This window comes from Aeromonas sp. FDAARGOS 1416 (assembly GCF_019048085.1).
Taxonomy (GTDB): Bacteria; Pseudomonadota; Gammaproteobacteria; order Enterobacterales; family Aeromonadaceae; genus Aeromonas; species Aeromonas veronii.
The window spans coordinates 1,996,553-2,021,540 of sequence record NZ_CP077301.1; the positions used below are offsets into that span (position 1 = coordinate 1,996,553).

A 24,988-nucleotide genomic window follows, 5' to 3' on the forward strand; every position below is an offset into this window, starting at 1 on the left:
GCTATCTTATCCATCCCCTTGAGGAAAAAACAGGGGCCAGGCAAGCCCGGCCCCGAGACAACGTTACGGATCAACCTTCAAGTTACCGTCATCCAGCAACTTCTGAATAATCTGCAAGTCACTGTTACCCAGGGTCGTCAAGTCAATACTGTCAAATTTTATGACGTGGGTGGTTCCTCCATTCGTACCATCCAAATCAATAGTCAATGTTGATTTGTTTGTGCCTGGCCCATCACTACTGAAATTGAGGTACGCATCAAGCGAACCAGAGTTGGCATGTTCGCCAGTGAGCAGCTCGCTTATATCCAGTACATCTCCGCCAGTGCCGGTGGTGAAGTCTTGGATGACATCCACACCACCGATATCACCCGCCCCCCACTTGAAGGTATCGCTGCCAGAGCCACCTACAAGAGTATCCGAGCCTAATCCACCGATCAGGATGTCATTACCTAATCCACCGATAAGCTGATCATCTCCGCCCAACCCCTTGAGTGTATCGTTATCGGCACTGCCATGTATGATGTCATCCATAGCTGTGCCGGTGAACACATTGCCAGCTTCGATGGTGACATGCAGATTCACGCTCGAAGTGGCATCGTTGTCGGCATCCTGCACTACCACTAGGAAGTCGAGGTCCGCATCCACGGTGGTGGTCTGGGTCTTGATAAAGCCGATATCGGAGACCTTGACCACATCGTTGTCGCTTTGGTTGGCAAAGCTGGTGAGACCATCGAAACCATCATTGAAGTCGCGGTCATAGTTGAGCGCGACGCTGGTGGTGATGTCTTCGACCGACGTCAGGATCTGCGCCCCGTAGATCTGCCAGCTCTCACCGGCGGCGTTGTAGTCATTGCTCTCGATGACGATCGCTCCATCGTTGTTGTCCAGGGTGATGCCATAGACGGCCAGGGCAGCCAGCGCCGTTGCACCGCTGAAATTGCGGTAGATGTCGCTGTTGCTGACCACCAGCGCCCTAGTGGTCGTAACACCTCCGGCACCGACCAGCTTCAGCACGATAACCAAATCCTCATTGTTGATGCCATCGAACTTCAGGTAGACGCCATCAGCACGGCCGGTCGGGGTCAGCCCCAGGTTGCCGGTGGGGTTGGAGGTATAGAAGTTCAGGTCCAGCACTTCGCCCTTGCCAATGGTGTCGCCCGCCACCCCGTTCTCGCTGTTGGACAGAGAGACGTAGGAACTCGTCTGGGTGAAGGTCTCACCATTGACGAAGACGTTGGTGTTCGTGCCTCCCGTCTGCAGATTGTTGCTACCGGTGCCACCACCGGTCTCGGCGTAGCTCCTGAACTGCACGAAGAAGTCAGTGGCCAGCTGAGAAACCGCCACCTCCGGATTGGTGGTATCCACCGAGCTTCCACCCGGCACATAGCCCGTGATACCCAGCGAAGCGCTGGTTTTCAGCACCTGGAAGCCCTCGATCGGCCCGTCCAGCGTCACCGTGTAGGTGCCGTTCACCTTGTCGAAGGTCAGGGTACCGGTAGCCTCTTCCTTGACGCCGGGGTTGGCCGGGTTCGGCGCGTAGTCGAACTCGATATCGAAGGTCGCGGTGGTAGCGCTCTCCGACACCCAGGTCACCGATTGCGCGCTGATCGCCGAGCCACCGACATTGCCCGTCAGCATGATGGACTTGAAGTCCGAGTCCGCCGCACTGAAGGGACCACTGCCACGAGTATCGGCACCGGTGCTGTAGTCGAACACGCCGGTAGCTCCGCCCGGGTTGCCACTGTTGGAGTACACTAGGTTCGAGGTTGCCAAGATCGCCGGCACGTCGTCCTCGACCTGGATCAGCAGATCACCGGCCAGCGGCACCGGATTTCCGCCGTTGGTGGCCTTGACTGCCTCGGTCAGGTTCAGCGTGAGGATTTCGTTGTCGTTGTCGTTGCTGTTGGCCAGCGGGTGATCCAGCGGACCGCTGAGCGTGAAGGTGTAAGCGCCATTGGCCTGCACCACCAGGGTGAAGATAGTGGCCGCGCCCGCCATCGCCGTCAGGGTATTACCGACGACGTTGTAGGTGACAGCCACACCATCAGAGGTCAGGGTCGGCAGGAACGCCGGCGAACTCTGCAGGCTGAAGGTGGCAGGACCGTTGCCGATCAGCAGCTCGGTCAGGCTGCCGGTGGCAACCGTGGTCTGCAGATCGTTATCGGTAATACCACCGGGCAGTTCGTCCTCGTCCACCCTGCCGATCACCGGTGCAGCATCCTCGATATTGACCGTCAGCGTGGCCTGCGACGGGTCGCCGTCCTTGTCGATGATCACGTAGTCGAAGCTCTCGCTGGTATCCGACGCAACGCTCTGCGGCGCAACGTAGCTCCAGGTGCCGTTGGTAAAGTTGAAGCTCAGTTTGCCGCCCAGATCGGTGACGATGTTGCTCAACTGGCTACCGGCGATGCTACCGCCCGTACTCACCGCAATGGTGCCCACGCCGTTCCAGGTGTAGGTAACCCCATCGATCTCGATCGACAGCACCCGACCGGCGCCATCGGCGCCAAAGGCATCGTCGTCACCGCCACCCACGACATTGTTGTTGCCGAGCAGGACGTTGCCGCTGACCGTGTTGCCCGATATCTGAGTGAGCAGCGCGTCGATCAGATCATCGAAGTCGGTCACCAGAATCGGCGAGCCGCTGCCATCCAGGTCGACATCCTGCAGCCGCGGCCCGTTGATGCCGTCACCCACCCCAATGGTGGTGACGTTGATGCCGTTACTGTCGATGAAGTTGTTCCAATCCGTCGCCGTGCCACTTTCCAGCGAGTTGTTGACACCGGTATCGACATTCGGATTGCCGTCGCTGATGAAGAATACCTGGTTGCTCCAACCCGGTATCGGGTTGTAGACATCCATGGTTTGCTCAACTGCCGCCGTGAAGTTGGTATTGCCGTTGAAGGGACGGTTGGCCAGGATGCTGTCAATCAGCGACTCGAAGGCCGCCAGCGAACTGATCGCAGTGTAAGAAGTAGCCCCGGTGGAAAACGCCACGATAGTGATCTGCACGGTACCGTCGGTGCCGTTGAACAGCGCCTGGCCTGCCGCCCGCACAGCCGCCATCATGGTGGCGAACTCGGTACCGTTGATACTGCCGCTGGAATCCAGCACGAACGCGACGTTGAAGTCCTTGCCGCTGGACTCGGCAACGATAGCCGTGTCGTTCTTCGCCACCGGCGTATCGTCATCGACATTGATAGCCAACGTGCCGGTCGCGGTATCGCCATCGCCATCGTTCACTTTATAGTTCAGGGTAAACGCCTGGTTGTTCTCCTGATCAGCATTCGCATGTTGAATAGGCGAATTCTGCGTCACGCTATACGCCCCAGTAGCCGAGTTCAGTGTTACTGTCAGCACTGTGGTCGCCCCCTGTTTGACCAACAGAGCGCCTGCGGGATTCGTTTCATAAGTAAATCCAGCCGGCGCCCCCGTAGTCAGCCATTGCACACTGCCTGCGCCGTCAGCACCGAAGCTGTGACCCAAGGTACCACTGATGTTGACCGCATTCGGGTCGTCGCCCGTGCCGCCAGCTATGCCGCCCGCCAGGGCATCATCGTCCAGTTGCACTGCTGCGTTGGCGCTGATACTCGGACCATCGTCTTTGAAGCTGATGGCACTGCCCAGGTCCACGCTCGCGCTCTGGCTGTCGCCATCCTTGTCAGTGATGGTGCCCACCAGTTGCACCAGGTTGGCTGACAGCAGGCTGCTCTCCTGATCCGGGCTGCTGTTCGGGGTGTGTGCGATGGCACGCTCTTGATCCAGTGTCACCTCCCCGCTGCTGTTGACCGACAGGGTAAAGGCCACACTGCCACTGCTGCCACCCACCCGGCCGACCACGCTGCCACTCTCCAGATAGAGCAGGATGTCCTGACCGGTCGCGGTGTCGTTGAGCCCGCTATCTGCCCCGGCAGCACTGACATTCAGGCTGTAAACCAGGGTGCCGGCCCCATCGGCGCCAAAGCTGCTGGTGAACAGGCTGGCAAAGCTGGTGCTGGCATTGAGTGACAGGTTGCTTTCGTCCACCTGCAGACTGTCGTTGGCCGCACTGCCGGCACTGATACTCGGACCATCGTCTTTGAAGCTGATGGCACTGCCCAGGTCCACGCTCGCGCTCTGGCTGTCGCCATCCTTGTCAGTGATGGTGCCCACCAGTTGCACCAGGTTGGCTGACAGCAGGCTGCTCTCCTGATCCGGGCTGCTGTTCGGGGTGTGTGCGATGGCACGCTCTTGATCCAGTGTCACCTCCCCGCTGCTGTTGACCGACAGGGTAAAGGCCACACAGCCACTGCTGCCACCCACCCGGCCGACCACGCTGCCACTCTCCAGATAGAGCAGGATGTCCTGACCGGTCGCGGTGTCGTTGAGCCCGCTATCTGCCCCGGCAGCACTGACATTCAGGCTGTAAACCAGGGTGCCGGCCCCATCGGCGCCAAAGCTGCTGGTGAACAGGCTGGCAAAGCTGGTGCTGGCATTGAGTGACAGGTTGCTTTCGTCCACCTGCAGACTGTCGTTGGCCGCACTGCCGGCACTGATACTCGGACCATCGTCTTTGAAGCTGATGGCACTGCCCAGGTCCACGCTCGCGCTCTGGCTGTCGCCATCCTTGTCAGTGATGGTGCCCACCAGTTGCACCAGGTTGGCTGACAGCAGGCTGCTCTCCTGATCCGGGCCGCTGTTCGGGGTGTGTGCGATGGCACGCTCTTGATCCAGTGTCACCTCCCCGCTGCTGTTGACCGACAGGGTAAAGGCCACACTGCCACTGCTGCCACCCACCCGGCCGACCACGCTGCCACTCTCCAGATAGAGCAGGATGTCCTGACCGGTCGCGGTGTCGTTGAGCCCGCTATCTGCCCCGGCAGCACTGACATTCAGGCTGTAAACCAGGGTGCCGGCCCCATCGGCGCCAAAGCTGCTGGTGAACAGGCTGGCAAAGCTGGTGCTGGCATTGAGTGACAGGTTGCTTTCGTCCACCTGCAGACTGTCGTTGGCCGCACTGCCGGCACTGATACTCGGACCATCGTCTTTGAAGCTGATGGCACTGCCCAGGTCCACGCTCGCGCTCTGGCTGTCGCCATCCTTGTCGGTGATGGTGCCAACCAGTTGCACCAGGTTGGCTGACAGCAGGCTGCTCTCCTGATCCGGGCCGCTGTTCGGGGTGTGTGCGATGGCACGCTCTTGATCCAGTGTCACCTCCCCGCTGCTGTTGACCGACAGGGTAAAGGCCACACTGCCACTGCTGCCACCCACCCGGCCGACCACGCTGCCACTCTCCAGATAGAGCAGGATGTCCTGACCGGTCGCGGTGTCGTTGAGCCCGCTATCTGCCCCGGCAGCACTGACATTCAGGCTGTAAACCAGGGTGCCGGCCCCATCGGCGCCAAAGCTGCTGGTGAACAGGCTGGCAAAGCTGGTGCTGGCATTGAGTGACAGGTTGCTTTCGTCCACCTGCAGACTGTCGTTGGCCGCACTGCCGGCACTGATACTCGGACCATCGTCTTTGAAGCTGATGGCACTGCCCAGGTCCACGCTCGCGCTCTGGCTGTCGCCATCCTTGTCAGTGATGGTGCCCACCAGTTGCACCAGGTTGGCTGACAGCAGGCTGCTCTCCTGATCCGGGCTGCTGTTCGGGGTGTGTGCGATGGCACGCTCTTGATCCAGTGTCACCTCCCCGCTGCTGTTGACCGACAGGGTAAAGGCCACACTGCCACTGCTGCCACCCACCCGGCCGACCACGCTGCCACTCTCCAGATAGAGCAGGATGTCCTGACCGGTCGCGGTGTCGTTGAGCCCGCTATCTGCCCCGGCAGCACTGACATTCAGGCTGTAAACCAGGGTGCCGGCCCCATCGGCGCCAAAGCTGCTGGTGAACAGGCTGGCAAAGCTGGTGCTGGCATTGAGTGACAGGTTGCTTTCGTCCACCTGCAGACTGTCGTTGGCCGCACTGCCGGCACTGATACTCGGACCATCGTCTTTGAAGCTGATGGCACTGCCCAGGTCCACGCTCGCGCTCTGGCTGTCGCCATCCTTGTCAGTGATGGTGCCCACCAGTTGCACCAGGTTGGCTGACAGCAGGCTGCTCTCCTGATCCGGGCCGCTGTTCGGGGTGTGTGCGATGGCACGCTCTTGATCCAGTGTCACCTCCCCGCTGCTGTTGACCGACAGGGTAAAGGCCACACTGCCACTGCTGCCACCCACCCGGCCGACCACGCTGCCACTCTCCAGATAGAGCAGGATGTCCTGACCGGTCGCGGTGTCGTTGAGCCCGCTATCTGCCCCGGCAGCACTGACATTCAGGCTGTAAACCAGGGTGCCGGCCCCATCGGCGCCAAAGCTGCTGGTGAACAGGCTGGCAAAGCTGGTGCTGGCATTGAGTGACAGGTTGCTTTCGTCCACCTGCAGACTGTCGTTGGCCGCACTGCCGGCACTGATACTCGGACCATCGTCTTTGAAGCTGATGGCACTGCCCAGGTCCACGCTCGCGCTCTGGCTGTCGCCATCCTTGTCAGTGATGGTGCCCACCAGTTGCACCAGGTTGGCTGACAGCAGGCTGCTCTCCTGATCCGGGCTGCTGTTCGGGGTGTGTGCGATGGCACGCTCTTGATCCAGTGTCACCTCCCCGCTGCTGTTGACCGACAGGGTAAAGGCCACACTGCCACTGCTGCCACCCACCCGGCCGACCACGCTGCCACTCTCCAGATAGAGCAGGATGTCCTGACCGGTCGCGGTGTCGTTGAGCCCGCTATCTGCCCCGGCAGCACTGACATTCAGGCTGTAAACCAGGGTGCCGGCCCCATCGGCGCCAAAGCTGCTGGTGAACAGGCTGGCAAAGCTGGTGCTGGCATTGAGTGACAGGTTGCTTTCGTCCACCTGCAGACTGTCGTTGGCCGCACTGCCGGCACTGATACTCGGACCATCGTCTTTGAAGCTGATGGCACTGCCCAGGTCCACGCTCGCGCTCTGGCTGTCGCCATCCTTGTCAGTGATGGTGCCCACCAGTTGCACCAGGTTGGCTGACAGCAGGCTGCTCTCCTGATCCGGGCTGCTGTTCGGGGTGTGTGCGATGGCACGCTCTTGATCCAGTGTCACCTCCCCGCTGCTGTTGACCGACAGGGTAAAGGCCACACTGCCACTGCTGCCACCCACCCGGCCGACCACGCTGCCACTCTCCAGATAGAGCAGGATGTCCTGACCGGTCGCGGTGTCGTTGAGCCCGCTATCTGCCCCGGCAGCACTGACATTCAGGCTGTAAACCAGGGTGCCGGCCCCATCGGCGCCAAAGCTGCTGGTGAACAGGCTGGCAAAGCTGGTGCTGGCATTGAGTGACAGGTTGCTTTCGTCCACCTGCAGACTGTCGTTGGCCGCACTGCCGGCACTGATACTCGGACCATCGTCTTTGAAGCTGATGGCACTGCCCAGGTCCACGCTCGCGCTCTGGCTGTCGCCATCCTTGTCGGTGATGGTGCCAACCAGTTGCACCAGGTTGGCTGACAGCAGGCTGCTCTCCTGATCCGGGCCGCTGTTCGGGGTGTGTGCGATGGCACGCTCTTGATCCAGTGTCACCTCCCCGCTGCTGTTGACCGACAGGGTAAAGGCCACACTGCCACTGCTGCCACCCACCCGGCCGACCACGCTGCCACTCTCCAGATAGAGCAGGATGTCCTGACCGGTCGCGGTGTCGTTGAGCCCGCTATCTGCCCCGGCAGCACTGACATTCAGGCTGTAAACCAGGGTGCCGGCCCCATCGGCGCCAAAGCTGCTGGTGAACAGGCTGGCAAAGCTGGTGCTGGCATTGAGTGACAGGTTGCTTTCGTCCACCTGCAGACTGTCGTTGGCCGCACTGCCGGCACTGATACTCGGACCATCGTCTTTGAAGCTGATGGCACTGCCCAGGTCCACGCTCGCGCTCTGGCTGTCGCCATCCTTGTCAGTGATGGTGCCCACCAGTTGCACCAGGTTGGCTGACAGCAGGCTGCTCTCCTGATCCGGGCCGCTGTTCGGGGTGTGTGCGATGGCACGCTCTTGATCCAGTGTCACCTCCCCGCTGCTGTTGACCGACAGGGTAAAGGCCACACTGCCACTGCTGCCACCCACCCGGCCGACCACGCTGCCACTCTCCAGATAGAGCAGGATGTCCTGACCGGTCGCGGTGTCGTTGAGCCCGCTATCTGCCCCGGCAGCACTGACATTCAGGCTGTAAACCAGGGTGCCGGCCCCATCGGCGCCAAAGCTGCTGGTGAACAGGCTGGCAAAGCTGGTGCTGGCATTGAGTGACAGGTTGCTTTCGTCCACCTGCAGACTGTCGTTGGCCGCACTGCCGGCACTGATACTCGGACCATCGTCTTTGAAGCTGATGGCACTGCCCAGGTCCACGCTCGCGCTCTGGCTGTCGCCATCCTTGTCGGTGATGGTGCCAACCAGTTGCACCAGGTTGGCTGACAGCAGGCTGCTCTCCTGATCCGGGCCGCTGTTCGGGGTGTGTGCGATGGCACGCTCTTGATCCAGTGTCACCTCCCCGCTGCTGTTGACCGACAGGGTAAAGGCCACACTGCCACTGCTGCCACCCACCCGGCCGACCACGCTGCCACTCTCCAGATAGAGCAGGATGTCCTGACCGGTCGCGGTGTCGTTGAGCCCGCTATCTGCCCCGGCAGCACTGACATTCAGGCTGTAAACCAGGGTGCCGGCCCCATCGGCGCCAAAGCTGCTGGTGAACAGGCTGGCAAAGCTGGTGCTGGCATTGAGTGACAGGTTGCTTTCGTCCACCTGCAGACTGTCGTTGGCCGCACTGCCGGCACTGATACTCGGACCATCGTCTTTGAAGCTGATGGCACTGCCCAGGTCCACGCTCGCGCTCTGGCTGTCGCCATCCTTGTCAGTGATGGTGCCCACCAGTTGCACCAGGTTGGCTGACAGCAGGCTGCTCTCCTGATCCGGGCTGCTGTTCGGGGTGTGTGCGATGGCACGCTCTTGATCCAGTGTCACCTCCCCGCTGCTGTTGACCGACAGGGTAAAGGCCACACTGCCACTGCTGCCACCCACCCGGCCGACCACGCTGCCACTCTCCAGATAGAGCAGGATGTCCTGACCGGTCGCGGTGTCGTTGAGCCCGCTATCTGCCCCGGCAGCACTGACATTCAGGCTGTAAACCAGGGTGCCGGCCCCATCGGCGCCAAAGCTGCTGGTGAACAGGCTGGCAAAGCTGGTGCTGGCATTGAGTGACAGGTTGCTTTCGTCCACCTGCAGACTGTCGTTGGCCGCACTGCCGGCACTGATACTCGGACCATCGTCTTTGAAGCTGATGGCACTGCCCAGGTCCACGCTCGCGCTCTGGCTGTCGCCATCCTTGTCAGTGATGGTGCCCACCAGTTGCACCAGGTTGGCTGACAGCAGGCTGCTCTCCTGATCCGGGCCGCTGTTCGGGGTGTGTGCGATGGCACGCTCTTGATCCAGTGTCACCTCCCCGCTGCTGTTGACCGACAGGGTAAAGGCCACACTGCCACTGCTGCCACCCACCCGGCCGACCACGCTGCCACTCTCCAGATAGAGCAGGATGTCCTGACCGGTCGCGGTGTCGTTGAGCCCGCTATCTGCCCCGGCAGCACTGACATTCAGGCTGTAAACCAGGGTGCCGGCCCCATCGGCGCCAAAGCTGCTGGTGAACAGGCTGGCAAAGCTGGTGCTGGCATTGAGTGACAGGTTGCTTTCGTCCACCTGCAGACTGTCGTTGGCCGCACTGCCGGCACTGATACTCGGACCATCGTCTTTGAAGCTGATGGCACTGCCCAGGTCCACGCTCGCGCTCTGGCTGTCGCCATCCTTGTCAGTGATGGTGCCCACCAGTTGCACCAGGTTGGCTGACAGCAGGCTGCTCTCCTGATCCGGGCTGCTGTTCGGGGTGTGTGCGATGGCACGCTCTTGATCCAGTGTCACCTCCCCGCTGCTGTTGACCGACAGGGTAAAGGCCACACTGCCACTGCTGCCACCCACCCGGCCGACCACGCTGCCACTCTCCAGATAGAGCAGGATGTCCTGACCGGTCGCGGTGTCGTTGAGCCCGCTATCTGCCCCGGCAGCACTGACATTCAGGCTGTAAACCAGGGTGCCGGCCCCATCGGCGCCAAAGCTGCTGGTGAACAGGCTGGCAAAGCTGGTGCTGGCATTGAGTGACAGGTTGCTTTCGTCCACCTGCAGACTGTCGTTGGCCGCACTGCCGGCACTGATACTCGGACCATCGTCTTTGAAGCTGATGGCACTGCCCAGGTCCACGCTCGCGCTCTGGCTGTCGCCATCCTTGTCAGTGATGGTGCCCACCAGTTGCACCAGGTTGGCTGACAGCAGGCTGCTCTCCTGATCCGGGCTGCTGTTCGGGGTGTGTGCGATGGCACGCTCTTGATCCAGTGTCACCTCCCCGCTGCTGTTGACCGACAGGGTAAAGGCCACACTGCCACTGCTGCCACCCACCCGGCCGACCACGCTGCCACTCTCCAGATAGAGCAGGATGTCCTGACCGGTCGCGGTGTCGTTGAGCCCGCTATCTGCCCCGGCAGCACTGACATTCAGGCTGTAAACCAGGGTGCCGGCCCCATCGGCGCCAAAGCTGCTGGTGAACAGGCTGGCAAAGCTGGTGCTGGCATTGAGTGACAGGTTGCTTTCGTCCACCTGCAGACTGTCGTTGGCCGCACTGCCGGCACTGATACTCGGACCATCGTCTTTGAAGCTGATGGCACTGCCCAGGTCCACGCTCGCGCTCTGGCTGTCGCCATCCTTGTCGGTGATGGTGCCAACCAGTTGCACCAGGTTGGCTGACAGCAGGCTGCTCTCCTGATCCGGGCCGCTGTTCGGGGTGTGTGCGATGGCACGCTCTTGATCCAGTGTCACCTCCCCGCTGCTGTTGACCGACAGGGTAAAGGCCACACTGCCACTGCTGCCACCCACCCGGCCGACCACGCTGCCACTCTCCAGATAGAGCAGGATGTCCTGACCGGTCGCGGTGTCGTTGAGCCCGCTATCTGCCCCGGCAGCACTGACATTCAGGCTGTAAACCAGGGTGCCGGCCCCATCGGCGCCAAAGCTGCTGGTGAACAGGCTGGCAAAGCTGGTGCTGGCATTGAGTGACAGGTTGCTTTCGTCCACCTGCAGACTGTCGTTGGCCGCACTGCCGGCACTGATACTCGGACCATCGTCTTTGAAGCTGATGGCACTGCCCAGGTCCACGCTCGCGCTCTGGCTGTCGCCATCCTTGTCGGTGATGGTGCCAACCAGTTGCACCAGGTTGGCTGACAGCAGGCTGCTCTCCTGATCCGGGCCGCTGTTCGGGGTGTGTGCGATGGCACGCTCTTGATCCAGTGTCACCTCCCCGCTGCTGTTGACCGACAGGGTAAAGGCCACACTGCCACTGCTGCCACCCACCCGGCCGACCACGCTGCCACTCTCCAGATAGAGCAGGATGTCCTGACCGGTCGCGGTGTCGTTGAGCCCGCTATCTGCCCCGGCAGCACTGACATTCAGGCTGTAAACCAGGGTGCCGGCCCCATCGGCGCCAAAGCTGCTGGTGAACAGGCTGGCAAAGCTGGTGCTGGCATTGAGTGACAGGTTGCTTTCGTCCACCTGCAGACTGTCGTTGGCCGCACTGCCGGCACTGATACTCGGACCATCGTCTTTGAAGCTGATGGCACTGCCCAGGTCCACGCTCGCGCTCTGGCTGTCGCCATCCTTGTCGGTGATGGTGCCAACCAGTTGCACCAGGTTGGCTGACAGCAGGCTGCTCTCCTGATCCGGGCTGCTGTTCGGGGTGTGTGCGATGGCACGCTCTTGATCCAGTGTCACCTCCCCGCTGCTGTTGACCGACAGGGTAAAGGCCACACTGCCACTGCTGCCACCCACCCGGCCGACCACGCTGCCACTCTCCAGATAGAGCAGGATGCCCTGACCGGTCGCGGTGTCGTTGAGCCCGCTATCTGCCCCGGCAGCACTGACATTCAGGCTGTAAACCAGGGTGCCGGCCCCATCGGCGCCAAAGCTGCTGGTGAACAGGCTGGCAAAGCTGGTGCTGGCATTGAGTGACAGGTTGCTTTCGTCCACCTGCAGACTGTCGTTGGCCGCACTGCCGGCACTGATACTCGGACCATCGTCTTTGAAGCTGATGGCACTGCCCAGGTCCACGCTCGCGCTCTGGCTGTCGCCATCCTTGTCAGTGATGGTGCCCACCAGTTGCACCAGATTGGCTGACAGCAGGCTGCTCTCCTGATCCGGGCCGCTGTTCGGGGTGTGTGCGATGGCACGCTCTTGATCCAGTGTCACCTCCCCGCTGCTGTTGACCGACAGGGTAAAGGCCACACTGCCACTGCTGCCACCCACCCGGCCGACCACGCTGCCACTCTCCAGATAGAGCAGGATGTCCTGACCGGTCGCGGTGTCGTTGAGCCCGCTATCTGCCCCGGCAGCACTGACATTCAGGCTGTAAACCAGGGTGCCGGCCCCATCGGCGCCAAAGCTGCTGGTGAACAGGCTGGCAAAGCTGGTACTGGCATTGAGTGACAGGTTGCTTTCGTCCACCTGCAGACTGTCGTTGGCCGCACTGCCGGCACTGATACTCGGGCCATCGTCCTCAAAGCGGAACACGTCGTTGGCGCCCAGGTCCACAGACGCGCTGGCCCGATCGCCATCGGCGTCGGTCACAGTCTGCACCAGCGTCAGCACGCCCTCGTCCACGCTCAGCACCACGCTGTCATCCGCACTGGCAGTGTCGCCATGCCAGACGTTGTCCAGCAGGGCCAGCGTCACTTCCCCGGTGGTCGGGTCGATGGTCAGGGTAAAGTAGTTCACTGCACCGACACTGCCGGTGATAACGTTACCCGCCTGATTTAGCACGATGGCCGCTCCCTGGCCGTTGGCTGCCTGCGGGTCGACCGCATACAGGCCGCTCGCCACGTTGCTGCCGGTCAGCGCCAAGCTGTAACCGATACTGCCTTTCCCATCCGCCCCGAAGGCTGCTGCAAACTGAGCTTGCACGTCAGCTGCACTCAGCGTGGCACTGGCCACCCCGTCGCTGCCAACACCATCCAAGCTGGCCAGGCTTTCATCTACTATCGCACCAATACGCGGCGCATCGTCTGCGAGCACGACACGCGGCACATCATCTTCCACCTTGATGGCAAAGCTCCCCGCCGGGAAGCCACCTGTCAGCGGGTCGCCATCACCGTCGGTGGCGCTCAGCACGCCAGAGAAGTCAATGCCCACACCAGCCAGCTGTTCGCTGTCATCACCATCTGCAACCGGATGGTCCAGCGGGCCACTCAGGGTAAAGCTGTAGCTGCCGTCTACCCCTACGGTCAGGGTAAAGACCGGCACACTACCTGCACTGGCAGTCAACACATTACCCACCACGCTGTAGCTCAGCGCCACACCGCCGCTGGTCAGCCCCTGCGCGGTCAGACTGCTGACATCACTGCCAAGACCAAAGCTGCCTGCCCCATCAGCACCGAAGTTAACCAGGCTATTGAGGGTCCCAGCTGCGCCGCTGGCGCTCGCACTCTGACCAGTCCCTTCGTTGTTGCCGCTGGTCAGCGCATCTTCCTGCACTTGACCACCAACCTGGGGCCGCTCATCCTCTCCCCCCGCCAGCACCGGCACATCATCTTCCACCTTGATGGCAAAGCTCCCCGCCGGGAAGCCACCTGTCAGCGGGTCGCCATCACCGTCGGTGGCGCTCAGCACGCCAGAGAAGTCGATGCCCACGCCAGCCAGTTGTTCGCTGTCATCACCATCTGCAACCGGATGGTCCAACGGGCCACTCAGGGTAAAGCTGTAGCTGCCGTCTGCCCCTACGGTCAGGGTAAAGACCGGCACACTACCTGCGCTGGCAGTCAACACATTACCCACCACGCTGTAGCTCAGCGCCACACCGCCGCTGGTCAGTCCCTGCGCGGTCAGACTGCTGACATCACTGCCAAGACCAAAGCTGCCTGCCCCATCAGCACCGAAGTTGACCAGGTTATTCAGGGTCCCAGCTGCGCCGCTGGCGCTCGCACTCTGACCAGTCCCTTCGTTGTTGCCGCTGGTCAGCGCATCTTCCTGCACTTGACCACCCAGAGTTGACCCGATATCACCAGCCAGAGTGGGAATGTCATCCAAAATAGTTATATCAAGGGTATCGCTAGCCGTGTCGCCATCGCTATCAGTCAAAACGACACTAAAGCTCTCGCTCAAGGAGGTGTCATTGGCAGGTCTTGTGTGGTTTTCATTGTCGCCAAGGGCATAGCTGTAGCTGACTTGTCCTGCACCAGTCACAGGGTTGTAGGTCACCGCGGTAATTGTCAGGACATTTCCTAACGGGCTAATAATTGACAGGGGAAAAGAGGTAGCAGATTGACCATTGGTGATGAGCGTAACGTTACCCAAAGCAAGACTTTGGACTCCATCCGGGGCATTGAAGGTAAACACCCCACTTTTAGTTAACGCGGCTGCGTTAGGTGCCAAACCGTCTGCAAGGTTGGCATCACTGACCAACACCTCTCCCCCTTCCAGAGTAAGCCCATCAAGGCCTACCGCCTCATCTACCGGAGTAATGGAGATAACGAGTGTTGAAGTCACTGTATCCTGGCCATCAGTTACCTGATAGTTCACCGGGGGAACAGCGCCATCATAGTTAGGCGCAGGAGTAAAGGTATAGCTCCCATCCGGGTTGATGATCAGTGTGCCCACTCCGGTAATGGTGGCAGCAACACCCGCAGGGACTCCGATATTGATACCCCAGTCATATGAAACGATAGAGGCATCAGCAGGCCCATCTGGATTGGTACTATTGTCGAGTAAATTCCCACTGACCTGAGTGTCTTCCAAGGTCTCGGCGGTTTCGCCCAAATCATCAAGCTGATTTTCAAGAATCAAATCTTCGGCCTGATTTTCATTGATGACAGCGGCCGTATCGTAGGTAGTATCAAACCCTGCAGCCGCTATCGTGGCATCGCCTGTTCGATCAATTGTTACGAAACCACCATTACCACTGGCCCCCGCAACCCCACCAATGCCGCCACCACCACCGGCCGCTGGTGCCCCACCAGCAGCAGAAGCCTCAAAGTTTTGAGTCGGGTCAACACCCTGCAGAATCGATTCTTGCAATGCGGCAATATCTGAAGGTGCGCCTTCCTGGCTGGCCGCCACTTGCGGTTGAGCAGGTTCAGCGGACTCGGAACCTGCCGGAACATCCGATGCAGGAGTATCGTCATAAGGGGAAAGAGCCAGCTTGGCGTCATCCGCTATGGTCAATTTTGCTCCGGGTTGGAGAATTTCCCCTTTTTGCAGAGGGCGGCTGCTTCCATCAGCCAGCACAATCTCCACATTGCCCTCTATAGCTGAGACAACCACGGACTTGTCGATGATTTGGGTACGCATATCCATTGCTCCAAGGTGACAGATCTTGATGTCTACACCGTAGAAGGAGATAGCGCGCTGTTCCGTTGCAAAAAAGCGTACGTTCGAGAGGAATTCAACAAATAAACGGAAAAAAATCGAAGAGTTGGAATTTATTAATACAAATCAGAACTCTAGGTATAGCCCCATTCAAGACCGACCTTGAGTTGGTTATAGAAAAATGGCGAAAAGAAAAGTGACTGGTATAAAAAAGGCCCCTATCGGGGCCATTTCCAGCATTTAATTCAAGACAATGGGAAGGCGGGATGAACAAATCCCTGGTAACCATCGATATGCAACTTGGAAAGCAGTTCCACTTGATGTTGATCTTCGACGCGGGTTGCAATGGTGGTCACACCGGCATTATGTGCGGCGCGACACACTGCAGCCAGGAATGAGGTGTCAGCCCCCGGCTCCATGACCTGACTGGTATAACCGTGATCAACCTTGACATAAGCCGGCGACAACTCCTCCAGATAGCCCAGAGACTGGAAGTGACGACCATAGTGGTCAACCCCCCACTGGAAGCCATGAGCTTGCAAGGTGCCCACCAACGCAGCCACGTTGTCTTTATGTTTCATGATGGCAGCTTCAGGTATTTCAAATAACAACCGCTCTTTCAGCTCAACATGCTCGATCAGATAGCGCGTCAACCAGGTTAAAAACTCATCCGAGCAGAGCGAGCCAGCAGTGATGTTGATCGCCAGTACCAGATCAGACTGTTTTTGCAGTAATGGAACGCAAGCATCAAGCACCGCCTGGTCAAACTCGCCACCCAATTTGAACTGTTCAATCGCGGGCAAGAACTGACCGGCAAAATAATCAGTGCCATCCCGAGAGATAGAAGCAAATAGCTCGGCATGCAACCTTGCTCCATTATCAAACCGGCAAGCTGGTTGTGCTTTGAAGCGCCAAAGTTGTCGTGAAATGGCATCTTGTACCAGATCTCGCCAGGCCAAACGCCCCATCAAACCTTGCTCGGTCCCCCCTTCCATCACCACAGCACCACGGCGTTCATTGCGCGCCTTGCCAAGCGCATTATCGGCTTTGGTCAACAAGGCAGAGAGATCATCATTGCCATCACGACCAGCAATACCGATGACGGAGAGCGCATCCCCTTCGCCCATTGGATTCACCACCAGATCGGCAATGCGGCTATTAATCACTTCAGCCAGCTCTTTTAACTGAGTGAGATCGTCAGTTGGACAGAGCAGCGCATATTCCGTCGCGGAGATCCGTGCCAAGGCTGCGCCATCCCACCCTTTTAATTGCTCTTTCAAAGCCTGAGCTATCGATTTGACCATGTTGTCACGGGCAGCAAAGCCTTCATCGCGATAGATATCATCCAGCATGTCGACCGCAACCAGCATGACGCCACCTTGGCCAGCCTCCGCTATCCATGCGTTTACCTGGCCCACAAAATAGGCTCGGTTGCCAAGCCCCGACACGGCATCGACATAAACCCGCTCACGCAATTTCTCGGCCTCATCGGCTTGCTCTTTGAACTGCAACGCCAACTTGCTTGAGAGGGTGTTGATCGCCTGAACGACCTGCTTCAATTCATGGGTTTTAGGCTCCGGGATCGTATGACCGAAATGGTGCAGCTCAATCTCGACGGCTTGATCACAGATCTGTTTGAGTGGCTTGAGCAAGTAGTTGAGTGCTCTCATCAACAAAATGGTGGTGATCAAAAAGCCGACCAGAAACCAGCTCGCCAGCTCGCTCATCCCCCGCCACAACTCGTAATAAGCCTGGCCGGGGTGACCAACTACTTTTAATTTTCCAAGCTGCAACCAGCCAGACGTCAGAATTGACTCGTTGGATACCTCAGGAAACAGTCCCAAATTTACAAACCACCGCGGTACCCCCTGAATATTGTTGGTATTTTCCTGCTCGATGACATCCTTTGATGCCAGCAAATCCAAGCGAACCAATCGATAATAGCCACCATCAAAAATGGCCTGGATCACCGACTCGGCACCGACCTTGTCACCGTTTTCCAGATAGGGGGTGAGCGCAAGCCCCAGCGAGGTTGCCGTATTGATGACCGTTGTTTCCTGTTGCTGCGCAAGATAAGTGCGGGTTGAATTGAATTGCACCCAGTATGTGGCCGCAAATAACAATCCAAACAGCAGCAGCATGGTGGCTAATAACTGTCGATAGAGCGTCATAGGTTAATCATCCAAATTCACCACTGGCCGAGCCAATCGCCCCGAGGTCATGCGATTGCGTAAATCATTCCATAATCCCAAGCGGGATGATTGACCAGCCAGTTCCCCTTGGCCTCGTGCCTTCATCAACCACAAGTGACTACCGTTAAAACTGTAAATAGGCACCAGATCACGCCGCAGTGTGGCTGGGCGAATCGAGCCTATCAAATTATCCAAAATAACCGGAACGGAAGAGGGTGTCTCATAATATGCCACCACCATGTGAAACTGGTTGTAATCAAGAGCCTTAACGTACACCATCCGCATTTTATCATCCGGGATCCCAAGCTCGAGCAGCGTAGAGTATTTGGCGATACTGAAATCTTCACAGTCTCCCCCAGCGGCTCCCAAAAATTCTAGCGGGGTTGCCCAATAATCCTTTTTGCGCCACAACTTGATATCGTCAAGAAAACGCATCCGATTGAAAAAATTATTTACCCGCTCAAGCTTTTTTTCTTCACTCAGGGCCCTGCCCTTCGTCTCCATGACCAGCATACGCCAACTAGTTACACGCTTGCCGGCTCTGGCGCCATAGGTCTGCTCCGCCCGTTTGATCAAGTTGAGATCTTCCTGTGGCAGAGGCTGACTGGCACAGAGCAGAAGTGAGAAGGGTAACAGCAGGATCCATAAGGAGTGGCGCAGAGCGCGTAAGGATCGGTATCTCCATTCATTAAGAAGATAACACCATCTGCCGCCGGTTCCGCGCTGGAGTGTCACGTCATATTCCTGCTGCATTATTGCTGCTGCACTCCTCAAAGCCCGTGCAACCATCTGCTTTAGCCAAACATGGTGACTGCCAGCAGCAGTCACCATGTTGGCGTTCATGATCCCAGCGGGATCATGGGCAAACGGTTATTGCCTGGCCTGCCATTCAGCGGGTTGTTTGACGCTAAATGCATTGAGCAGGCTACCTGTAGCGTTGAGAATGCGATAGTCCGCCAGCAGTGCATCATACTCGGCAGTGATATAGCTGCGACGCGCCTCGAACAGTTCGTTCTCGGTGTTCAATACGTCCAGCAATGTCCGTTGACCCAACCCAAACTGCTTCTTGTATGCCTGTACGGTGTCATAGCTGGCGTCAACATGCTCTTTCAGGAAGGTCTTTTGCTTGGCCAGCGACTCTTTCGCGTTCCAGGCCAGACGAGTGCCTTCCTCAACCTGGCGAAACGCATTCAAGTGAATGTCTTTCGCCTGAGAGTAGAGCGCCGATGTTGCATTGCTCTCTGCCACATCAGAACCGCCACGGAACAGGTTGTAACGCATGCGCACCATTGCGGTCAGATCATCGTTGCGCCCTTTGACCGCATCGATATCCTCATTCCAGTTCTGATCGACCTCGAATGTTACATTCGGGTAGAAACCGGATTTGGCGCCTTCATGTTGATACTTGGCCGCTTCGATATCCTGCAGGGAAGAGAGCAGGGTCGGGTGGACTTCGGTCGCCGTTTTCAGCGCACTATCGAGGCTGGCCGGGATAAGCTCGGTATTGGGAACCGGCTGTACCAGATCTTTTGGTACCTCGTTCACGACACGAATAAATTCACTCTCTGCGTCGCGATAGTTGTTTTCGGCAGCGGCCTGATTTGAATAGGCCCGGGCAACACGACCTTCAATCTGGGTCTGATCCGCAGTAGAGCCAAGCCCTGAATCAGTCCGCTTGCTGATGTCGCTGCGGATCTGTTCGTGGGTTTCCAGGTTTTGTTTGGAAAGCTCCAGGATCTCCTGCTGGCGCAGCATATTGAGGTAGACCTCAGCTACTCGCAGCGCGGTATTTTCAGCTTCGGAGATCATCGCCAGACGCTGGGCATTGGCTTCAGCTTCGGTTCTGGAGACGTTGTTGCTGACATCAAAGCCATCAAACAACATTTGCCGCAGACTGAGTCCAGCCTCCTTGCGAGTCATGGAATCATCAATATTGCTGTTGGCACTGGCAGCACGGGTAGAAGGGCTGTCAGTTTTTTCATAGCCTACGCCACCACGCAGATCGATCGTAGGATAATAGCCACCCTTGGCTCCATCATGCTGATAGAGTCGTGCCTGATACAGATCAAACGCTTCCTTGATCTTGGGATGCGTAGCAAGTGTCTGTGCCACCGACTCTTCCAGAGTCTGGGCCTGACCCAAACTAGGGATCAGGATGCAGCCACTGACCAGCATGGCAACAATCGTTTTTTTCATGTTATCTCCAGTCATGTTTTGTTTTTAGATTGTTGGCTTATCGTTCTCTCAGTGCCGACTGCTTTGCCCGTAAAATCGGCTTAAGCAAATAGTCTAGGACACTTTTTTTACCAGTAATGATATCAGCACTGGCTAACATACCGGGGATGATGGGAAGTGCGTTAAGCTCATCGCCCAAGTAACTTTTCTCTGTTCGAACCCGAACCAGATAAAAGGAGTTCCCCTCCTCATCCTGGATCGAATCCGCACTTATCTGTTCAACCTTGCCATGCAATCCTCCATAGATTGTAAAGTCGTAGGCAGTAATTTTGACGATGGCATCCAGCCCCGGTCGCAGGAAGGCGATATCTTTCGGTGACACCTTGGCTTCTACCAGCAAGGTATCCTCCAGCGGCACAATCTCCATCAAATCCATGCCGGGCTGAACCACGCCGCCCAGGGTGTTGATCTTGAGCTTCTTGATGGTGCCCTTGAGCGGTGCAATCACGCTGGTCCGGTCAACCCTGTCTCGCAAGCCAACCTGCCCTTCTGATAACTGGCCAAGCCGCCCCTGTTTCTCATTCAGTTCAGTCTGGGAATCTGCTCTGAACTTCAGCGCAATATCATTACGCTTGGAGATGGTCTCACGCAGTACCGAATTGAGTTTTGGGATCAGCAGACGGTTGCTCTCCAGCTCCCCCTGCATCTCGTTGACCTGCCGCTCAAGCTTGATTAGCTCCACTTGAGGCACTATACCTTCTTTCGCCAACGGACGGCTAATATTCAGTTCCTGTCTGGCCAAATCCACACTGCGATTCACGGTGCGGATCTTGGCATTCAGTTCAATCAGCTCCTGCTCTTTCTGTTCGATTTGCTGACCAAGAATATAGAGCTGGTTCTTCAGGTTATTGAGGCGATCCCGCTGTACAGACCGCTCACGGTGTGCGTATTCGGCAAAGACGGTTTCATAACCATCGGGGAACTGGATTGGCGCTTCGCCTACCACAACCTGCTCACGCCACCCCAGTGCCGGGTCGTTTTTCACCTCGACGCTGGCCATCTCGGCGCGCAGACGGGCCACATCCCCCTTGAGGGTGACCACCTCTTGCTCCCGTTCTCTAAAGTCGGAGCGGAAACGGGTGTCATCAATACGCAGCAGCGGCTGCCCCTTTTCGACGATGTCCCCCTCTTTGACGAAGATCTCTTTGACGATCCCCCCTTCCAGGTTCTGGATCACCTGCAGCTGACGGGACGGAATAACCTTGCCCTGACCCACGGTGACTTCATCCAGTTCGGCCCAGGCCGCCCAGACGATGGCACTCATGAAAAAGAGGAAGCAGCACCACAACAGGATGCGAGCTCCGGTCGGCGTGGTCAGCAGTACAGCTGCCGCGCCGTCATCGACAAACTCCAGATGCTCGGGTGCTGGCAATACCTCGCCGGAAGGCGTCTTTTTGCTGCGCTTGAACCAGTCCATGAGCCCCTTAACCATGGGACACCTCCTGCACGCGCACCTTGCCTTCCTTCAACTGCTGCAACACCACCTCTTTGGGGCCATCAGCAACGATCTGCCCCTGCTCGATAACGATCACTCGCGATGCCACATCCAGCATCGAGGTTTTGTGAGTGATGAGGATCAATGTGGTTTCCGGGCCCAGTCTGGCTAGCTCCTGTTTGACCTGCATCTCGGACTGGTTGTCCATGTTGGAGGTCGGCTCATCCATCACCAGAATGGGGGGATCATTGAGCAGGGCGCGTGCCAGCAGGATCGACTGACGCTGGCCACCGGATAGCTGACGGCCACCCTCACCTATCTGCCGATCCAGCCCGTTAGGATCCCGGTTGGTAAAGTTGGTGACACCCGCCCGCTTGGCTGCGCGCAAGACTCTCACATCATCCACCAGCGGATTACCCAGCATGATGTTGTCCCGCACCGATCCGAAAAAGAGAATGACATCTTGCGGAACACAGCCGATATTGCGACGGATCACCGCAGGTGGCAGTTGATCAAGTTCAAAGCCGTCGATACGTACCGAGCCATCGGTCGGTCGATACAACCCCATCAACAGCTTCTCGAGGGTCGTTTTACCCGCCCCAATCCGGCCGATAATCGCCACCTTTTCGCCCGGCTGAATGCGCAAATTGATATTGTGCAGGGTGCTGGTTTCCATGCCGGGATATTTGAAGGAGACATTCTCGAATTCAATTCGACCGGCAATCACCGGATGATGGATATATTGCTTGCCCTCCTCCTGCTCACCCGGGGTTTGCATGATTTTTTCCAGAATATCCAGTGCTGACTTGGCCTGGTTATAACGGGTCGACAACACGGAGAGTTGCACCATAGGTGCAATGGCGCGACTGGAGAGCATCACGGCGGCAATCATGCCCCCCATGGTGACCAAGCCTTCCGAGATCTGGTAAACACCGACGATCACCAGACCAACCGTCACCACCTGCTGGATATAACTGGCCAGCGAGGACATGGAGTTGGTAATGCGGCGGGTCTGTACGCCCCAGGTGGAAATATGGGAGACGGCCTGTTCCCAGCGATGCTGGAACATGCTCTCGGCACCGAAAATCTTGACGGTTTCCAGCCCGGAAATACTTTCAATCAGGTTGGCGTTCTTCTGGGACGCAAGGCGTGAACCCTCTTCGATGGACTGCTTGAGGGGCTCCTGAATATAGAAGCTGTAGGCGATGAGGATCAGCATGGCGACGATGGGGACCACCACCATCACACCGGCAAACATCCAGATAATAAAAAGGAAGAAGACGGCAAAAGGCAGATCGATAAGAGTAGAAACCGTTGCGGAGGTGAAAAACTCTCGCACCGATTCAAATTCCTGCAGATGTTTGGCGAACGCGCCAGTGGAAGCGGGACGAGACTCCATCCGCATACCCATCACCTTGGCGAAGATCTTGGCGGACAGTAGCACATCAGACTTTTTGCCAGCGATATCGATAAAGTAACTGCGCAACTGCCGCATCACAAAATCGAAGGTAAAGACCACCATAGCCCCGACCGCCAGCACCCAGAGTGAATCAAACGCCAGATTGGGCACAATCTTGTCATAGACGTTCATGGTGAAAAGAGGGCTGGCAATGGCAAACAGGTTGATCAGAATGGAGGCGATCAGCACATCGCGATAGATGCCGCGGGATTCGAACAAGGTGCTCCAGAACCAGTGGCCATCACGGGTTTCCAGCACCTTGGGCGAGCGTTCGTCAAACTTGAACTGCTTCTTCACGTAGAAGAGGCGTCCCAGATACTCATCACCCAACTGGGCTGCGGTCAGCCATTGCGCGGCATCACCGGCCTGCGGGAAAATCACTTTCCCCTGGCTTCGATCTTCATTCCACTCCAGCAAAATGCAGGCGCCACCATTGCGCATCTGCAATACACAAGGCAGCAGCAAGGGAGAAATATCGGCCAGTGGCTGTATCACTTCACGGGCGGATAACCCGCCCCGCTCGGCAGCACGGCAAAAGAGTGCGGTAGTCAGGCGTCCGGAGACCAGTGGCAACCCGGTCGTCAGGGCATCCTGGCTGTTGGGCACACCATAAAAACGGGTCAAGAAGACCAGACACTCCAATAACTCATCAATACGACTTGTTTCTGCTTGCATAGCATCCTGTCACTGCATAAATGAGGTAGATAGGAGCGTTCATCGCTCATATTTCCCTGCTATAGCCACGCTAAAACCGAGTGGCCTTCCCGCTGATGAGACTGATCAGGGGATAAACCTGTCCAGATAGATCGCGACACTCATCCCCAATTTCCCGGCACAGCAGCAATGGCGGCATGATTCGTTATTGGTAAAAATAATCGGCTCATCAACACCATGCTAACACTGCAATCAGGGTGAATGTCGGAGTTAATTGATAATGACATTTATTATGGCGCACCACTATATCAACCGGCACGTACCAAAACTATAGTTTAGGGTATGAAGTTTTTTATATAACCCTATGTTTTACGTGAAAATAATAATCTGGCGCTCAATTATAGGTCAGGAAGTATGAAGGGTCTGCCCAACGCGTGACCTTGTGGGCCGCTCAATGAGAGTGCTTTGGCAATGTCCGCCATGGCCGTCCAGCGATTTTCACACCAAGCTGGCGCCAACAGGGTTGGACGGCGCGCGGAGGCCGAAATCCGGTGATACACCACCTCGGGCGGCGTGTGCTGGATCATGGCAACGGCCGCCTCCACATACTGCTCCAGCGTCAATACCTCAAGCCGCCCCGCCTGCCACGCCTTGCCGAGAGTACTGCCCTCTACTACATGAAGCGGATGCAACTTGATCCCCTCAACACCGGTCTCAACGATGCGATGCAGGGTATCGAGGCTGTCCATCGGCACTTCGCCCGGCAGGCCGACGATCAGATGAGCACATACCTTGATGCCGCGCTGATGGGCACGTCTTACCGCATCCTCATAGGCGGCATAACCGTGGCCGCGGTTGATCCGTTGCAGGGTCTTGTCGTTGGCACTTTGCAGCCCGAGCTCCAGCCACACCTCGTAGCCTCGGGCCTGATAGCCCGCCAACAAATCCAGCACCGCATCTGGCACGCAATCGGGGCGAGTGCCCACGCAGAGCCCCACCATATCGCTCACTGACAGCGCCTCTTCATACATCCGCTGCAAATATTCGACCTCGGCATAGGTGCTGGTATAGGCCTGAAAATAGGCAAGATAGCGTTTGGCACGGGTGACTTCGTCCCGGCGAGCCAGCAATTGTTGCACCACAGAGAGCTGCTGAGCCGACTCGTCAGCAAAAGAGGATACGTTGCAGAAGGTGCAGCCACCACGACCCAGGGTGCCGTCACGGTTCGGGCAGGTGAAGGCCCCGTGGATGGAGAGTTTGTGGATCTTCTGACCATGACGTTGCTTGAGATCCTGACCGAATGTATTGACGAGTTCGTGTAACTGCATGACACCTCCGCTAAAGGAGCGCCATTGTACGAGCTTGCGTAAAACAGGGGCTGAGCTGGATCAAGCTAGCGGAGAGGGTAAAACATATAAATACCCGACCAATTTTGAATAAATATAGAGAAAAAGCGCAAAAAAAGGATTTTTACAGTTCTTTGACGATTCAAACAGTAAACATCCATATGAAAATGAGACCTGATAACCCACTGTTGAACAATGAAAAATTCAAAGAGACCCGACAGCACACAATTGCAAGCATGGGATATTGAAAATG

At 57.6% G+C, this 24,988-nt stretch carries 7 protein-coding genes and 1 pseudogene; all 8 read right to left on the bottom strand.

Translation table 11 applies throughout. The annotated features are described in order from the left end of the window. Positions 1-63 precede the first annotated feature (63 nt). The 8 genes and pseudogenes from I6L46_RS08810 to I6L46_RS08840 all read right to left on the bottom strand — a co-directional run bounded on the left by I6L46_RS08810 (position 64) and on the right by I6L46_RS08840 (position 24,717). On the bottom strand, positions 64-14,136 hold the full coding sequence (locus I6L46_RS08810; RefSeq protein WP_254203159.1) for a DUF5801 repeats-in-toxin domain-containing protein: 14,073 nt from the start codon (positions 14,134-14,136) through the stop codon (positions 64-66). Between the two features lie 444 nt (positions 14,137-14,580). Then, a pseudogene (locus I6L46_RS20720) lies at positions 14,581-15,402 on the bottom strand (retention module-containing protein); the annotation flags it as partial. Positions 15,403-15,659: 257 nt separating this feature from the next. Further along, positions 15,660-17,585 carry an EAL domain-containing protein gene (locus I6L46_RS08815; RefSeq protein WP_206877790.1) on the bottom strand — a complete coding sequence of 642 codons (1,926 nt, stop codon included), beginning with the start codon at positions 17,583-17,585 and terminating at the stop codon, positions 15,660-15,662. Positions 17,586-17,588: 3 nt separating this feature from the next. Continuing rightward, positions 17,589-18,341, bottom strand: coding sequence for a transglutaminase-like cysteine peptidase (locus I6L46_RS08820; protein ID WP_254203160.1), 753 nt, complete (start codon positions 18,339-18,341; stop codon positions 17,589-17,591). 135 nt (positions 18,342-18,476) lie between these two features. Beyond that, positions 18,477-19,802 carry a TolC family outer membrane protein gene (locus I6L46_RS08825; RefSeq protein WP_043819337.1) on the bottom strand — a complete coding sequence of 442 codons (1,326 nt, stop codon included), beginning with the start codon at positions 19,800-19,802 and terminating at the stop codon, positions 18,477-18,479. 37 nt (positions 19,803-19,839) lie between these two features. Then, positions 19,840-21,273, bottom strand: coding sequence for an HlyD family type I secretion periplasmic adaptor subunit (locus I6L46_RS08830; protein WP_005350982.1), 1,434 nt, complete (start codon positions 21,271-21,273; stop codon positions 19,840-19,842). Beyond that, positions 21,266-23,410 carry a type I secretion system permease/ATPase gene (locus I6L46_RS08835; protein ID WP_005337360.1) on the bottom strand — a complete coding sequence of 715 codons (2,145 nt, stop codon included), beginning with the start codon at positions 23,408-23,410 and terminating at the stop codon, positions 21,266-21,268. Before I6L46_RS08835 ends, I6L46_RS08830 begins: the two co-directional genes overlap by 8 nt. 377 nt (positions 23,411-23,787) lie before the next feature. Next, on the bottom strand, positions 23,788-24,717 hold the full coding sequence (locus tag I6L46_RS08840; protein ID WP_005337371.1) for a TIGR01212 family radical SAM protein: 930 nt from the start codon (positions 24,715-24,717) through the stop codon (positions 23,788-23,790). Positions 24,718-24,988 lie beyond the last annotated feature (271 nt).

Excerpts from the sequence above, each read along its gene's own strand:
- I6L46_RS08830 (WP_005350982.1), bottom strand. The coding sequence starts at position 21,273 with ATGGTTAAGGGGCTCATGGACTGGTTCAAGCGCAGCAAAAAGACGCCT.
- I6L46_RS08815 (WP_206877790.1), bottom strand. The coding sequence starts at position 17,585 with ATGACGCTCTATCGACAGTTATTAGCCACCATGCTGCTGCTGTTTGGA.
- I6L46_RS08840 (WP_005337371.1), bottom strand. The coding sequence starts at position 24,717 with ATGCAGTTACACGAACTCGTCAATACATTCGGTCAGGATCTCAAGCAA.
- I6L46_RS08835 (WP_005337360.1), bottom strand. The coding sequence starts at position 23,410 with ATGCAAGCAGAAACAAGTCGTATTGATGAGTTATTGGAGTGTCTGGTC.
- I6L46_RS08825 (WP_043819337.1), bottom strand. The coding sequence starts at position 19,802 with ATGAAAAAAACGATTGTTGCCATGCTGGTCAGTGGCTGCATCCTGATC.